General features: G+C 62.2%; 15 protein-coding genes. 4 read left to right on the forward strand and 11 right to left on the reverse strand.

Going from position 1 to position 15,081, the window contains the following annotated elements; all coding sequences use genetic code 11:
• Positions 1-141 precede the first annotated feature (141 nt).
• The 3 genes from DXA66_RS06785 to DXA66_RS14375 all read left to right on the forward strand — a co-directional run bounded on the left by DXA66_RS06785 (position 142) and on the right by DXA66_RS14375 (position 3,669).
• The gene (locus DXA66_RS06785; RefSeq protein ID WP_243089046.1) at positions 142-2,430 is read left to right on the forward strand and encodes a PP2C family protein-serine/threonine phosphatase; all 2,289 of its coding nucleotides are present in this window, start codon (positions 142-144) and stop codon (positions 2,428-2,430) included.
• An 81-nt stretch (positions 2,431-2,511) separates the two neighbouring features.
• Positions 2,512-3,459 (forward strand): pectinesterase family protein, encoded by a 948-nt coding sequence (locus DXA66_RS06790; protein ID WP_118527739.1) that lies wholly within the window; start codon positions 2,512-2,514, stop codon positions 3,457-3,459.
• A 48-nt stretch (positions 3,460-3,507) separates the two neighbouring features.
• A complete protein-coding gene (locus tag DXA66_RS14375; RefSeq protein ID WP_165852638.1) occupies positions 3,508-3,669 on the forward strand; it encodes a hypothetical protein in 162 nt (53 codons plus the stop codon).
• Positions 3,670-3,773: 104 nt separating this feature from the next.
• Here DXA66_RS14375 and DXA66_RS06795 read toward each other — a convergent pair whose 3' ends face one another.
• The 11 genes from DXA66_RS06795 to DXA66_RS06845 all read right to left on the reverse strand — a co-directional run bounded on the left by DXA66_RS06795 (position 3,774) and on the right by DXA66_RS06845 (position 13,504).
• A complete protein-coding gene (locus tag DXA66_RS06795) occupies positions 3,774-5,300 on the reverse strand; it encodes a cell wall metabolism sensor histidine kinase WalK (RefSeq protein ID WP_118527741.1) in 1,527 nt (508 codons plus the stop codon).
• An 18-nt stretch (positions 5,301-5,318) separates the two neighbouring features.
• The gene (locus DXA66_RS06800) at positions 5,319-6,005 is read right to left on the reverse strand and encodes a response regulator transcription factor (protein WP_044953253.1); all 687 of its coding nucleotides are present in this window, start codon (positions 6,003-6,005) and stop codon (positions 5,319-5,321) included.
• 351 nt (positions 6,006-6,356) lie between these two features.
• A complete protein-coding gene (locus DXA66_RS06805) occupies positions 6,357-7,403 on the reverse strand; it encodes a sulfate/molybdate ABC transporter ATP-binding protein (RefSeq protein WP_118527743.1) in 1,047 nt (348 codons plus the stop codon).
• Complete coding sequence (modB, locus tag DXA66_RS06810; protein ID WP_118527745.1) at positions 7,400-8,071, reverse strand: molybdate ABC transporter permease subunit; 672 nt, start codon at positions 8,069-8,071, stop codon at positions 7,400-7,402. Before modB ends, DXA66_RS06805 begins: the two co-directional genes overlap by 4 nt.
• A gap of 60 nt (positions 8,072-8,131) precedes the next feature.
• Positions 8,132-9,019: a molybdate ABC transporter substrate-binding protein gene (modA, locus tag DXA66_RS06815; protein WP_118527747.1), complete on the reverse strand. Its 888-nt coding sequence runs from the start codon at positions 9,017-9,019 to the stop codon at positions 8,132-8,134.
• A 79-nt stretch (positions 9,020-9,098) separates the two neighbouring features.
• The gene (locus DXA66_RS06820) at positions 9,099-10,031 is read right to left on the reverse strand and encodes an MOSC domain-containing protein (protein WP_118527749.1); all 933 of its coding nucleotides are present in this window, start codon (positions 10,029-10,031) and stop codon (positions 9,099-9,101) included.
• Positions 10,032-10,040: 9 nt separating this feature from the next.
• Positions 10,041-11,009, reverse strand: a complete 969-nt coding sequence (gene moaA / locus DXA66_RS06825; RefSeq protein WP_118527751.1) for a GTP 3',8-cyclase MoaA — start codon at positions 11,007-11,009, stop codon at positions 10,041-10,043.
• Positions 11,002-11,499 (reverse strand): cyclic pyranopterin monophosphate synthase MoaC, encoded by a 498-nt coding sequence (gene moaC, locus DXA66_RS06830; protein WP_118527753.1) that lies wholly within the window; start codon positions 11,497-11,499, stop codon positions 11,002-11,004. The genes moaA and moaC overlap by 8 nt, the downstream gene beginning before the upstream one ends.
• 195 nt (positions 11,500-11,694) lie before the next feature.
• Entirely contained in the window at positions 11,695-12,714 is a 1,020-nt protein-coding gene (locus tag DXA66_RS06835) for a molybdopterin-binding protein (protein ID WP_118527755.1), read from the reverse strand.
• Positions 12,715-12,726: 12 nt separating this feature from the next.
• A complete protein-coding gene (locus DXA66_RS06840; RefSeq protein WP_243089047.1) occupies positions 12,727-13,242 on the reverse strand; it encodes a molybdopterin-guanine dinucleotide biosynthesis protein B in 516 nt (171 codons plus the stop codon).
• A gap of 34 nt (positions 13,243-13,276) precedes the next feature.
• Positions 13,277-13,504, reverse strand: a complete 228-nt coding sequence (locus DXA66_RS06845) for a DUF1653 domain-containing protein (RefSeq protein ID WP_154256597.1) — start codon at positions 13,502-13,504, stop codon at positions 13,277-13,279.
• Between the two features lie 241 nt (positions 13,505-13,745).
• On the opposite strand from DXA66_RS06845, the gene DXA66_RS06850 reads away from it, so the two are divergent.
• A complete protein-coding gene (locus DXA66_RS06850; protein ID WP_118527759.1) occupies positions 13,746-15,059 on the forward strand; it encodes an SMP-30/gluconolactonase/LRE family protein in 1,314 nt (437 codons plus the stop codon).
• Positions 15,060-15,081 lie beyond the last annotated feature (22 nt).

Raw genomic sequence — 15,081 nt, forward strand, 5'->3', positions numbered from 1 at the left:
GCAGGGCTTTTTTGCGTCTTTGGGCCGGTTTGCGGCAGAACACTGCACCGCGCCAAAAATCGCCGCGCGCCCGCGCTACAGTATATGCAGAAAGCGCGGGGAACAGAACCACAACGCCCCGCCGGAAAGCGGGGAGTTTTTATGACAGAGCGGATGGGTCTGGCAGCGGTCGGGCGGCAGAATAGACAGCGGGCAGCGCTGGCACGGCGGGCAGAGCTACGCCCGGCAGCGCGCAGGCTGGCGGCTGTGGCAGTGGGATTTGCGGGCGGCTGGGCCGTTCTGTACGGTGCACTGATGCCTTTTGGTCTGGGCTTTGTGCTGGGCTTTGCAGAGGACTGCTTTGCCCCCTGTGCGGCGGGTGCGGCGCTGGGTGTGCTGCTGCACGGGTTTGGGGCACTCTCGCTGCGCAGTGTCTGTATGCTGTGCGCACTGGGTGCTGCAGTGGCAGCGCGGTGGATGGGTGCCAGAACACTGACCCCGGCGGCACTGGCGGGCTGCGGCACGCTGGTGGGCGTGGCGCTGTGCTTTGCCTTTGGCGGCGGCGGGGCAGAGCTGGTGTTTTACAGTGCAGCAGATGCCCTGCTGGCCGCAGCCATGGGCTTTTGTCTGCGGCAGTTCGCGCCCGAAAAGCCGGGTGCCGGGATGCTTCTGGTGGGTGCGGCCGCAGCGGCGGCACTGGGCAGCATACAGCTGTGGCAGCTGCTGCCGGGCGTGATCGTCTGCGCGGCGCTGGAACTGTATTTATGCAGCAAAGGGCAGGCCAAAGCCGCGCTTGCGGCCTGCGCGGTGCTGGGCGCTGCGCTGTGCGCGGCAGACCCGGCCCTCAGCTTTGCGGCATCCGGCCTTGCCTGTGCCACGGTGGCAGCGGCAGTGCTGGCACCCGGACGGCGCATGGAAACGGTAGCCGCCTACGCGGGCGGCTGCGTGACCGGTGCACTCTGTGTGCAGCCGCCCGGGAGCGCGTTCCAATATCTGCTGAACGTCTGCATCGGCATCACGGCCGTAGCGGCCATGCCCGCAGCATGGCTTGTGCCGGAGCCGGAAGAAAAGCCGCAGGCAGGGCAGGCCCAGCCGCAGCAGTACAGTGCAGCGGCCACCCGGCTGGAACAGGTGTCCCAGAGCCTTGCATCGCTGGCAGAGACCGTGAACGATGTCTACGAAACGCTGCCGCACCGGCGTGAGGATTTCCATTGGGTAATTGATAACACACATGATACCCTTTGTTTTAACTGCGGACGGCGGGATACCTGCTGGAAGCAGGAGTATGCCGCCACGCTGGAGGGCATGGAAGCACTGCGCCCTCTGCTGGAAAGCAGCGGCGGGCTGGAAACGGCTCAATTGCCCGGGCAATTATCCCGGTGCATCCACCCGGCAGCACTGTGCGCAGCGGCAAACCGCTCCTTTGCGCTGTACCGCAGCCGCAAGGAGGCCCGCCTTCATGCCGAAGCCATGCGCACTGCCCTGACCGAGCAGTACAGCGCCGTGGCCGAAGCGCTGGGCGTGTTGGGAGAACAGCTGGGCCGTCCGGGCGACCCGGAACCCTATAAATCCGGCCGGGTGGCGGACTTTTTTGCGCAGCTTGGCACTCCGCCGCAGGAGTGTGCCGTCACGCTGGATGATCTGGGCCGCACCCATGCGACGGTCACGCTGCCGCGCACCCGCTTCTCGGCGCAGGAGCTGGCCGCGCTGGCCGGGGAGGTGGGCCGCATCTGCCGCCGCACGCTGGAAGTGCCGCAGGTGCTTTCCTGCAAGGGAATGACCACTCTGCTGTTCAGCGAAAAGCCTGTGCTGCGGGCCGTGTTCGGCATGGCGGGCGCGGCGGCGCGGGGCAGTATTTCCGGCGATGCGGTGCAGCAGTTCTGCAGCCCGGCGGCAGCGCAGATGATCCTGTGCGACGGCATGGGCACCGGCAGGCCTGCAGCCGTGGATGGCAACCTTGCCGCCGAGCTGACGGCCCGGCTGCTCAAGGCGGGCTTTACCGCAGAGCTGGCGGCAAGGCTGGTCAACGTGGCCCTTGCCCTGAAAAGTGAGGATGAGAGCGGTGCCACGCTGGACCTCATCAGCGTGGATCTTTACACCGGCACGGCAAGGCTGTTCAAGGCCGGTGCGGCACCGGGCTTCCTTGTGCACGGCGGGCGGGTGCGTGCTGTGGGCGACACCAGCCTGCCGGTGGGCATTCTGGGCGGAGTGAACGGACAGAGCCGGGTGGTGCATTTGACGGTGGGCGATTATGCGGTGCTGGTCTCGGACGGGCTGCTGGTGGACGGCCCGGGCTGGGTGGCAAAGCAGCTGGAGCTTTCTGCTGCGGCAGGAGAAGCGCCGGAAAAAGTTGCAAAGACGCTGGTGGAAACAGCCCGCGTGCGCGCCCAGAAGACCGGCAGGCCGGACGACATTACGGCGGCGGTGCTGCGGCTGGAAAAATGCGTTTGATGTTCATACAAACTTCGTTGATTTTCGACGGAGGAGAAGGTATACTATGAAAGCATAGAAACAAAACGGGAGGACAGAAACATGCTTACCATAACCGTAGCGCAGGATGGCAGCGGCGATTTTGCTTCGGTGTCCGAAGCGGTGCTGGCCGTGCCTTATGCCTGCGCAGCAGAGATCTGCATTGGCCCGGGCGTTTACCGCGAAAAGCTGGTGTGCGAAAAACAGGATATCACCCTGATCGGCGCAGGCATGGAAAGCACCCGCATCGTGTGGGGCGACGGCGGCAAACTGCCGCACCCGGACGGCAGGCCCACCCACACCTTCCGCAGCTATACCGCGTTTTTCCGGGGGACAGAACTGCGGGTGCAGGACCTGACCATTGAAAACGATGCCGGCCCCGGGGCAAAGGTGGGGCAGGCCGTGGCGGCTTATGTGGACTGCTCTCACACCCTCTTTGAGAATGTGCGGCTGCTAGGCAATCAGGATACGCTGTTCTGCGCCCCTCTGCCGGAGAAGGAGCGGGAGAAGGATGGCTTCCTTGGCCCGGGCCGCTTTGCGCCCCGCCGCCCGACGGCCCAGTATTACCGGCACTGCGAGATCGCGGGAGATATCGATTTTATTTTTGGCGGCGCGGACGCTCTGTTTGAGCAGTGCACCATCCGCACCGTGAACAACCACCTGCCTGCAAGCTACGTCACGGCTCCCTCGGGCCGTGCCGATGGCCTCGGGTTTGTGTTCTGGGACTGCGACTTTGTTTCGGACGACTGCCCGGCGGGCACGGTGTTTCTGGGCAGGCCGTGGCGGCCCACCGGTAAAACGGCTGTGCTGGACTGCCGTCTGGGGGGCCACATTGCACCGGAAGGCTTTTCCGCATGGCAGAGCCGCACCGACTCCGACCTTGCCAGCTTTGCCGAAGCGGGCAGCACCGGCGCAGGCGCTGTGCCGCGCGGTGCATGGGTGAAGCAGCTGGACAGCCAGCAGGCCGAAGAGCTGCTCAGATGTGCACGGAAGCTTTGCAGACCGGAATAAAAGCGTAAAATATAAAATAAAGTATAAAACGGATTTGAAGGATCTTCTATGAAAAAACTGCCGAATTTTGTCAAATGGATCATCATTCTGGCGGCACTGGCTGCAATGGGCTGGATGATGTGGGCTGTGAATGATCGTGCCTCCCGGGTGGAAATGCCCGCACCGGATAATACATTCGGAATTTATCGCACAGCAGATTCCAGCCAGTAAATCATTTGGAATGGCCGCAGCATTGCAGGCAGAAACGATGCTCTATAGAAAAAGCAAAAGCCGGGACGACCACACGGTCATCCCGGCTTTAAAATTATTCCTGATTATTCCTGCCCGGCCATCTCGGCTGCATTGGCGGGCAGGTCGTTCATGATGAACCAGAACGTAGTGCCCATGCCGATGGCGCTCTGCACACCAAAGCGGAAGCCGTGCTGCTGGAAGATGGCCTTGGTGATGGAAAGGCCCAGACCGGTGCCCTGCTTGCCGGCATCCGAACGGGAGCGGTAGTACCGATCAAAGATATAGGGCAGGTCGTCGGCAGAGATGCCGGGGCCGTGGTCCTCCACCTCGATCCGCACGCCCTCGGTGCAGCGCTGGGCCCGCAGGATGAAGATGCCGTCTTTGCCGATGTGGTGCATGGCGTTGCCCAGCAGGTTATGCAGTGCGCGCTGCATCATGTTGGGGTCTGCGTAAACGGGCAGTTCCTCGTCCGGCAGCTCCAGCTGGAGCTGCCAGCCGTTCTGGGCGCAGATGGCATCGTACCGTTCACTCACCTCGTCGCACAGCTGGCCCATATCAAAGTGCACACGCTCGCATTTGTCGGCACCGCTGGTCACCTTGCTCAGCTCCATCACGCTGGAGACCAGTGCGGTCAGGCGGTCGGTCTCGTCCACGATAATGTTCATCTGCTCATCGCGGTGGGCCTTGTCGTCGCCGGTAATGTCGCGCACCGTCTCGGCATAGCCCTTGATAAGGGTCAGCGGGGTGCGCAGGTCGTGGGAGACGTTGGCCAGCAGGTCGCGCTGCATCTGCGAAGAATGCTGCACCTCGCTTGCCATGTGGTTGAAGTCCCGGGCCAAATCGCCCAGCTCATCGCTGCGGCGGGTATCCACCTGCACGGCATAGTTGCCCATGGCCATCTGGCGGGCAGCGCTGGAAAGCTGGCGCAGCGGCTTTGTGAACCACTCACTGAACAGCCATGCCGCTGTCATGGCAAAGGCAAAGATCAGCGCCGCTGCCATGGGCAGCACGGTGCTCAGCACCTTGCCGGCTTCGGCCACATGCACAAGGCTGGTAGTGACCAGAACGGTGTACTCGCCGCCGGAGGTGTTGCGCCCTACCAGCAGCTGTGCCGAGCCGGAGAGCCGCGGCGGATTCAGGGTCTGCACAAAGCCGCCGGTGGTGCGGCATTTCTTGCGCATGGCCACAGCGGTGGAAACGATCATATCGTTGTTGGCGGAATCCGAGAGCAGCGTTTCGTGCAGGTTGCAGTAGGACTGGTTCTCGATCTTATAGATCGTGCGCATGGTGGTATCGGAAATATCCACACAGAAGCTGTTCAGCGAACCGCTGGCGTACAGCTGGGTGGCAAGCCGGTCAAAAAACGTGGTGTTGACCGTAAGATGGCCAAAAGACCATGCCGAAAGGGATTCGCCGTTTGCAATAGCCTTGTCCAGCTCGGCGGTGATGCTTTCTGCCTGAGTGGTCAGCTGTTTTTCAATGTGCTTGGTGTACAGCGGTTCCAGCAGCTGGGTGGACAGAAACCACACCAGTGCCAGCAGGAACAGACAGATACAACACAAAAACCACATCAGCTGGCCGCGGATGCCGGGGGAGTGATGGTGCCGCATGAATCCTTCGCTCCTTTATCAGCGCGTTGCGTCGGGGTCGAATTTGTAGCCGATGCCCCACACGGTAGCAATGTAGCTGCGGCACTTGCCCAGATGGCCCCGCAGCATTTTGACATGGGTATCCACGGTGCGGTCCTCGCCAAAATAGTCGTAGTTCCACACCTTCTGCAGGATCTTTTCACGGCTGAGGGCGATGCCCTTGTTGGAAGCAAGGAACACCAGCAGGTCGAACTCCTTGGGGGTCAGGGCCACCTCCTCGCCAGAAACGCGCACCGTGTGGCTGGCCGTGTCGATGGTCAGCTCACCAAAGGTCATGGTGTCGGAGGCAGCGGCGGGCTTGGGCATGGTGCGGTTCAGCACGGCCTTGACGCGGGCTACCAGCTCACGGGGAGAGAAGGGCTTGACAACGTAGTCGTCGGCACCGCTCTCCAGGCCGGCCAGCTTATCGTATTCCTCGCCGCGGGCGGTCAGGATGATGACTGGCGTGTTGATGTGGCGGGCGCGCATCTCCCGCAGGCAGGTCATACCGTCCATGAACGGCATCATCAGGTCCAGAATGACCAGATCGAAGGCTCCGCCGGAAAGCTGGGTCAGCGCAGCTGTTCCGTCGGCGGCCTCTTCACAGATATAACCGGAATATTGTAAATGTTCGCGGATCAGCTCGCGGATGCGCGGCTCATCGTCAACGATCAGGATCTTAGCCATAATACAGACACCTTCCTCAATAATAGACTTCTTGACCAGAATATCATACAGCAAGAATAAAAAAAAGCTGTGAAGTTTGCGTGAATGCTTTTCAAAAAAGTGCCCGCAGCGGCGGGCTGCTTCCAATACCAGTATACCACAGAAAAACGGCCCTGCACAGCCGGAGTTTGCAGGGCAGACCGCAGGCCCAGCCGGATGGTGGTGCTTTCCGACCTGCACAATTCCGAGTTTGGCGCATATAATAGTGAGCTTGTGGATAAGGTGCGGCTGTTTGGCCGTGGGATGTGCTGTGCGGCTTTGCAAAGCCGCTGCTTTCCACAGCGCCCTGCAGGGCGGTTTTTACGCTGTCCGTCACCCCAGCGGCATGATGTTCTGCGGTGCAGTGCCCAGAAACGCCGGTGCCTCCGGCGACGCAGCGGTCAGGTTCGTCTTGCTCACCTTCCACCACAGGCGGGTGGTGCCGTCCGGCGCGGTAAAGATCAGGTTCCAGTCAAAGGGATTCTCGCTGGTGGAGTTCAGCTGCACCGGCAGAGCGTTCGGCGCAGCTGGTGCGCAGGGGGCAAAGTCGTGGGCGCGGATGCCCACGGCGGTGCAGGTTTCCGGCACCTCGGCGGCAAGGTGAAGGGGCGCATCCCAGCCGGTCAGGCGCACGGTGTGGGCATCCACGCGGGTACAGGACAGAATGTTCTTGCAGCCGGTCAGCCGTGCGGCGGTGGTGCTCTGCGGGTCTGCAAACACCTCTTTGGTGCCGCCGGTGCGCAGCACCTGCCCGCTATCCATCACGATCATATCCCGGCACAGGCGGTAGGCTTCGTCACGGTTGTGGGTGACCAGCAGCGCCGTGCCGCCAAACCCGGCCAGCAGGCTGCCCACTTCGCCTTCCACTTCCTCGCGCAGGTAGCTGTCCAGCGCACTGAACGGCTCGTCCAGCATCAGAATTTTGGGCCTGCCCACAAGGATGCGTGCCAGCGCGGTGCGCTGCTGCTGTCCGCCGGAAAGCTGGGCCGGGTAGCGCTTGGCAAGGGATTCCAGCCGCATGGCCTGCAGCATTTCGGCGCAGCGGGCCTTGCGGGCGGCCTTGTCTTTTTCGGCTTTCAGGCCGCAGAGCACGTTCTGCTCCACGGTCATGTTGGGGAACAGTGCGTAGTTCTGGAACAGCAGGCCCACGCCGCGCTGCTGCGGCGGCAGGTCGATGTGCTGGGCGCTGTCAAACAGCACCCGGCCGTCCAGTACGATGCGGCCCGCATCCGGCTTTACGATACCGGCAATGCAGCGCAGGGTCATGCTTTTGCCGCAGCCGGACGCGCCCAGAATGGCCGTGGCGGTGCTGCGCGCGGCAAAGTTGGCGTGAAGGGTAAAGCCATCCAGCTTTTTGGTAATGTTCACTTCAAGACTCATGCGCGGCCACCTGCTTTCTGTTTTTTCTCCAGCAGATTCACGGCCAGCAGCACCACTGCCGAGATCACGATATCCACCAGCACCCAGCGCATGGCACCGGCTTCGTCGTTGGTGCGCCACAGCTGGTACACGGTGGTGGCAATGGTGGCGGTCTTGCCGGGGGTGTAGCCTGCGATCATGCTGGTGGCACCGTACTCGCCCAGCGCGCGGGCAAAGGCCAGCACCGTGCCGGCCAGAATGCCCTGACGGCAGCAGGGCATCCGCACCCGCCAGAAGATCCACACGTCCGACTGGCCCAGCGTTTGCGCCGACCATGCCAGCGTTTTGTCAAAGTTTTCAAACGCGCCGCGCGCCGTGCGGTACATCAGCGGAAAGGCCACCACGATGGATGCAAAGATGGCACTGTACCAGTTCATGACCAGCTTCACGCCGAAATGCTCCATGAAAAAGGCACCCAGCGGCCGCTTTGCGCCGAACAAAAGCAGCAGAAAATAGCCCACCACCGTGGGCGGCAGCACCATGGGCAGGGTGAGCACCACGTCCAGCGCGCCCTTGACAGTGCGCGGCAACTTGGCAATATAGTAGGCGGCAAAAATGCCAAGGAAGAACACCGCCGCGCAGCTGACGAGGGCGATGCGCAGGCTGTTCCAAAGGGGATACCAGTCCATAAATGATACCTCCGAATAAAAAGGCTTCCCCCGGAGGGGAAGCTCTGAAAAACAACGGATTTACAGTGCGGTGAAGCCCACGCGCTCGAACACGGTCGCGGCGCGGTCGGTCTGCAGATAGGCCAGAAACTCCCTGGCAGCCTCGGCGTTGGGGGCGGCCTTCAGCACGGCGGCAGGATAGATGACCTGACCGCACATCTCCTTGGTGGCCTCATCCACGGGGGTCAGGCCTGCGCTGTAGGCATCGGTGCAGTACACGACACCGGCATCCACGCTGGCTTCGGTGATCTGGGTGGTGACTTCCTTGACGTTGGAGCCGTAGGTGATGACACCGGCTGCGGCCAGTGCTTCCTCGTCCAGAGCGTAGTAGGCAAGGATCTTCTGGGTGTACTGGCCCACGGGCACATCGCTGTTGCCCATGCAGAACAGGATGTCCTCGGCCTTGAGGTGCTCGGCCAGAGAATCGAAGCTGTCGATGCCCTTATCGCCATTCTCGGGCACGCACAGAACGACCTTGTTCTCCAGCAGGTCCACGCGGGAATCGCTGTCCACAAAGTCCAGTCCTTCGGTGTTCACATCGGCGGAAGCGGTGCTGTCCAGCTGGTTCATCTGCTTCTGACCGGCGGAGATGAACAGGTCGCAGTCCGCGCCTTCCTGGATCTGGGTCTTGAGGGTGCCGGAGGAGTCGAAGTTGAAGCGGAGGGTCACGCCGGGGTTCTCGGCAGAGTAGATCTCGCCGATGGCGGTGAGGGTCTCGGTGAGGGATGCGGCGGCAAACACGATCAGCTCCATGGATCCACCGGTAGCTTCAGAAGAAGCAGCGGCAGAGCCTGCCACGGAAGATGCAGTGCTGGAAGCGGAGGAGCCGCAGGCGGTCAGGGCCGCAGCGGCACCGGCGATACCGGCAGCAGCCAGAAAGCTGCGGCGGGAAATTTTAGTGTTGTCCATGATAAGCGCTCCTGTTTTTAAAATGAATCTTTGCATTTGATACGGTACAGGATGCGGTGCCGCCCACCGGGATACTTTTTTACTTCCGGGCGCATTCGCCGTCCAGCCCGGCGGCAAGGCGGATGCCGTGCGCAAGGCTGGGCAGGATGTACTCGAGGTTTTCTTTTACGGCCTTAGGGCTGCCCGGCAGGTTCACGATCAGGGTCTTGCCGCGCAGCACACTGGCGGCACGGCTCAGCATCCCGCGCGGTGTGATGGTAAGGCTATGGTACCGCATGGCCTCGGCAATGCCGGGCGCGTTGCGTTCGGCTACGCTCAAAGTCACCTCCGGGGTGATATCCCGGGGTGCAAAGCCGGTGCCGCCGGTGGTGAGGATCAGGTTCACCTGACGGGCATCCGCAAGGCGCAGCAGCTGGGTTTTGAGCTGGGCGGCATCGTCCGGCAGAAGCAGCGCTTCCTCCACCTTGTAGCCTGTGGCGGTGAGCATCTCCACAATGAGTGGGCCGCTTTTGTCCTCCCGTTCGCCGCGGCTGCCCTTATCGGAAAGGGTGATCACCGCCGCGCGCAGGGGCAGGTCTGCCGGGGTGGGCAGCAGCTTCATCTCGTCGCCGGTGTGGATGGTGCCGCCTTTTACCACCCGTGCGAACACGCCCTCCCGCGGCATGATGCAGTCGCCGGTCTGCTGGCGGATGGCGCAGTCGCTGTGGCACTCTTTACCGATCTGGGTCATTTCCAGCACGGCATCCCCAATGGCAAAAAAGCTGGGCACCGGCAGGGTGGCGAGATCGAACCCTTCCACCACCAGATTTTCGCCAAAGGCACCGTAGTCCACCCAGAGCTTTTGACGGAAAGCTTCAATTTTTTCCGCGCTCAGCAGGCTGACCTGCCGGTGCCAGCTGCCGCCGTGGGCATCGCCCACAATACCCCACTCCGGGGTGAGAACAGCGGACGGCACCGGCGTTTTCAAGGTGCCGCGCCGGGGGCTTGTGCAGATAGCCAGAATTTTACCCATAAATTTGTGTTACCCTCCGATCCGGTACATCCCTCGTGTGGCGGGCATGGAGCCTTGGCCGAAGTGATGTTCCCGGGGTTTTGCCAGAATCGTGTTTTGAATGGCCTGCAAAAGGGCCGCGTCGTCCGCGCCGCTGCGCAGCAGAGCACGCAGGTCGGTGCCGGATTCGCTGGCAAGGCACGGACGCAGAAAGCCCTGACTTGTCAGCCGCACCCGGTTGCAGGAAGCGCAGAATTTGCCGTGCACGGCAGCGATCAACCCGATGCTGCCGCGCCAGCCGGGCGCAGAATAATACACCGCCGGCCCATCGCCAAAGGCCGCACCGGTCACCGGCTGCAGCTGCGGCCAGCGGCGGTAAAAGCGCTCCAGCAGTTCCGGGCCGGAAAGGCCGGGCAGCCCGGCACCAAAGCCAATGGGCATCATCTCAATAAAGCGCACCTGCAGCGGATGCTCCTGTGCGAGGGCAGCAAGGCTTTCCAGCTCGCCCTCGTTCACGCCGGGCTGCGGCACACAGTTCAGCTTGACCGGTATGCCGCTGGCAAGGGCCGCCCGGATGCCGTTTTGCACGGCGGCAAGCTCGTCTTTTCCGGTGATGCGCCGGAAGGTCTCCGGGTGCAAGGTGTCAAGGCTGATGTTCACGCTGTCAAGGCCCGCCGCCAGCAGGGCGGGCAGCTTCTGGGCCAGCAGTACGCCGTTGGTGGTAAGGGCAACGCGGCGGATGCCGGGAATGGCTTTCAGGCCCGCCGTCAGTTGTTCCACGCCCCGGCGCACCAGCGGTTCACCGCCGGTGATGCGCACCGTGTCGATGCCGCACTGGGCGAACAGCGCAGCCAGCCGCAGAAATTCCTCATAGGTCAGAATATCTTCGTGGGCCAGCTTTGGCACGCCGTCCGGCATACAGTAGCGGCAGCGCAGGTTGCACAGGTCGGTGACCGAAAGGCGCAGATAGTGGATATTGCGGCCGTATGCATCAAACATAGCCGCCCTCGGCCCGCACATAGTGCCCGCTCTTGCCGCCGGTCTTCTCGACTAAGTGGATCTCGCCCATCTCCATGCCCTTATCCACGGCCTTGCACATATCGTAGATGGTGAGCAGCGCGGCAGAAACGCCGGTCAGAGCTTCCATTTCCACGCCGGTCACGCCGATGGTCCTGGCGGTGCACACGGCCTCTACGGCCTGCTGTTCGGGCAGAAGGTGAAAATCCACAGTCAGCTTGCTCAGCGGCAGCGGATGGCACAGGGGGATCAGCTCGCTGGTGCGCTTGGCCGCCATGATGCCTGCAATGCGGGCCACGCCAAGCACGTCGCCCTTCTGGGCGGTGCCGTCCCGAACAGCGGCAAAGGCTGCCGCATTCATAGTGATGATGCCGCGGGCCACAGCCTGCCGTGCAGTGACGGGCTTTTCGCTCACATCCACCATCACGGCGCTGCCGGACGCATCAAAATGAGTCAGATTCTTTTCGTTCATAAAGATCGTATCTTTCTTGTTAAAATGAATCAAATTTTCAAACGTCCTCGCCCTCTCAGGCTCATTTCATTCGCCAGCTCCCCCAAAGTGGGAGCCCTTGGCAGTCCACGCAAGTTTCATCTCTTTGCCAAGGCCTCTCCCTTTGGGAGAGGTGGGTTTGCAAAGCAAAGACGGAGAGGGCGAGCAAGCTGAAGATCAGCAATGCCCGAAGCCGCAGTTGGGCCAGTGGCATTCGGCGCAGCCTAAGCACAGCCCGCCCTCGCCCAGCCGGGCAATGTCCTCGGCAGTGATGGGGTCATCGGCCAGCAGGCGCGGCAGCAGCAGGTCAAAAATGGTGCGCTTGGCGTACATCACGCAGCCGGGCAGGCCGCACACCGGCACACCGTCCAGATAGCTCACAAGGAACATGGCACCCGGCAGCACCGGTGCGCCATAGGTGATGATCTCGGCACCGGTGTTCTTGATGGCAAGCGGCGTGCGGTCGTCGGGGTCTACGCTCATGCCGCCGGTGGTAAAGATCAGCTCGCAGCCTGCGGCCTTTGCTTCCAGAATGGCGGCGGTGATCCCGGCGGGGTCATCGTCGCAGGTTTTGTGATAGGTCATCTCGCAGCCGTATTCGGCCAGCTTGCCCACCAGAATGGGGGTGAATTTGTCCTCGATGCGTCCCTTGAACACCTCGCTGCCGGTGGTGATGACCGCAAACTTTTTCGGGTGGAAAGGCAGCACGTTCAGGATGGGTTCGCTGCCTGCCGCAGCCTGCATGGCATCCATCTTCTCCTGCTCGATCACCAGCGGGATGATGCGGGTGCCGGCCAGCTTCTGGCCCTTTTTCACGGGCAGGTCGCCGTGGATGACAGCGATCATCATTTGGGGTGTGCGGTTCACAGCCAGCAGGGCGGCGCGGTCGATCTTCAAAAGACCGTCGCAGTCGGCAACCAGTTCGATCTTGCCTTCCTTCGGCTCAGTGCCGTGGATGTTGCGGCCCGCCGCTGCCTTGTACAAAAGGGCAGCGGCTTCGTCCTCATGCAGGATGCCGGGGCGCTTCTCCCAGACATAGAGATTTTCTTTGCCAATGGAGAGCAGCACAGGGATATCCTCCGGCTGGACAATGTGCCCTTTGCGGAAGCGTGCTCCCTTGAACTGGCCGGGAATGATCTGTGTGATGTCGTGGCAGAGCACCTGCCCGACAGCGTCTTCGGTACGGATGAGTTTCATGCAGAACCTCCGTTACAGGGACGGCATCTGGTTCTCGATCCAGTCTGCCAGAGCAGCAGGATCGTCCAGTGCAAAATCAGCGTCCGGCACATCGCCCACGATGGCCATGGGCTGGAACGCGGTGCCCACCGGGCTGACCGAGCTGCGCACCACCTCGATCTTGGCCCAGCCGCTGTCGCCAAAGCCTTCCAGCAGTACAAGGTCGTAGCCGTGGCGCTCGAACAAAGCCAGCAGGTCCTGCTCGTTCAGGCGGAACTGCTCGGTAAGCAGATAGCGCCCGGCAGTAAACACGGCCACACCCTCGGCACCGGCCTCATGCAGGCGGTCGGTCTCGGCGGGCAGGCGCAGATCGTCAGCCTCGCGAATCACGCCCACCTTCAGCCCGCGGCTCTTGAGCACCGGCAGCAGCGCGGCCAGCAGAGCGGTCTTGCCGCTGCCTGCGGAACCGCTGACAGCCAGCACTGCCGGATGCTTGAAGCTCAGTTCGGCGGCAAGCGCCTGTTTTTGTTCACTGTACAAAAGTATCACCCTCCATTTTATCCCATCGGCAAAAACTGCCGGTTCACTCCTCAATGCGCACAAAGCGCGGCTGCACTTTGCCGTCCCGCTCCACGGTCTCGCACCACATGGCGGCAGGACGCACCCAAAGCCCACGTTCCCCGTACAGGGCGCGGTACACCACCATTTCCTCTTCGGTCTCGCTGTGGCGAGCCATGCCCAGCACTTCGTATTCGTTGCCCTTGAAATGCCGGTAGCGGCCCGGCTGCACATGATATTTGAATGCTTCCATGTTATCCTCTTTTACACTGACACGCGGCATTCCGGTGCAGAATGCCATATTTATAATCAGTATAGCATATTTCAGCACGGCAAAAAAGGCTTTGGCAGGAAAGATGGAGAAAAAGGCGGCAGGCGGCGGCAAAAGCCGGGAGACAGAGTTGGGTGCTTGAACTGCCGCGCCACAGATGCTATACTAAAACGATAAGGGGATACCCCCCTGAAAAAGCTCTGAAGATAAAGGAAAAAGCCCTATGAGGATCGGACTTGTTGAATTTCTGCTCATCCTTGCCATTGCGTCGCTCACCATCGGGCCGCAGGTGGCATTGTTCGTGGATCGCTGGATGCGCCGGGCAAACCGCGCCAATGCCCGCGCTGCCCGCCGCCGTGCCGAGTATGCGGCCCAGATGGCGGTGGAGCGGGACGCGCTGCTCAAGCGGTTCCGCACGGCCAGCACGGTGTTTGGCGTGTGCATCCTGCTGGCGCTGGTGTATGCACTGGTGTTCCGGCCCATCGATACGCCGCCACAAGGCTACACCGCGCCGGATGTCCGGCAGGACACCGGTGCAGCACAGACGGCCCTTGCCACCGATCATAAGGGAACGCTGGATCTGGGCGAATATCAGGGTGTGGACTGCATCCGCACACAGGACGGCCTTGTGTATGCCGCAGCATACGACGGCGCAGCCTTAAAAAAGCGCACGAGCGACCTTGTGCGCACCGACGGCGGACACGATGCGGCCATCCTTTCCGTGGACGGTGAGCTGACCGGTTTTGCCTTTGACGGCAGCGGGGACCTGTGGCTGAGCATCCTTACGCCCGGCGGCGGCAGCCTGTGCCGCGCCGCCCACGACAGCTGGGGCACGGCGGTGGAGCAGGTAGTGACCCAGATCGACGGTGCACCGCTGGGCGCAGTCTCGGCGGTGGAAGCCGCGCCGGACGGCAGGATCTACTTTGCTGTTGCTGCCAGTGCCAGTGCCGCGGATGGGCTGGAGAGCACTCTGCGCACCGAACTGCTGGCCCACACCGGCACGGGCTGCGTGTATGTATACGACCCGGCAGCACGCACGGTGCAGAAGGTGCTGGGCGGTGTGGCCGGTGCTTCCGGGCTGGCCCTGAGCCGGGACGGCAGCACGCTGTTCGTGGCTGACCTTGGGAACCGCTGCGTGTGGAGCGCTGCCGCCGATGCCCGCGACCTGACGGCGGGCGGTAAAAACTGCCAGAGCTTTGTTTCCGGCCTGCCGGGGTATCCCGGTGCGCTTGCTGTGGATGCAGACGGCATCCTGTACATCGGCTACCGGTGGGCGCGCAGCAGCTGGCTGGAAAAGAACGCCGACAGCACCCTGCTGCGGGGCATTGCCCTGCGTGCAGGCCGGAATCTGCAGGAAAAGCTATTCAGTCTGCCTGCCGATGCGCCCTGCGCGGAAGCTGTAGATACGGCAGACGGCAGCTGGAAGCGGACGGTCTCCAGCAAGGGTGCAGGCAGCGTGACAGCTCTGTGCCCGGTGGAGAGCAGGCTGTATCTCGGCCTTGCAGGCAGCGAAAAGGTGCGCAGTGCAAATCTTTGATCTTTGATAAAAACCGAGGTGT

Source organism: Faecalibacterium sp. OF03-6AC (assembly GCF_003478175.1).
Classification (GTDB): Bacteria; Bacillota; Clostridia; order Oscillospirales; family Ruminococcaceae; genus Faecalibacterium; species Faecalibacterium taiwanense.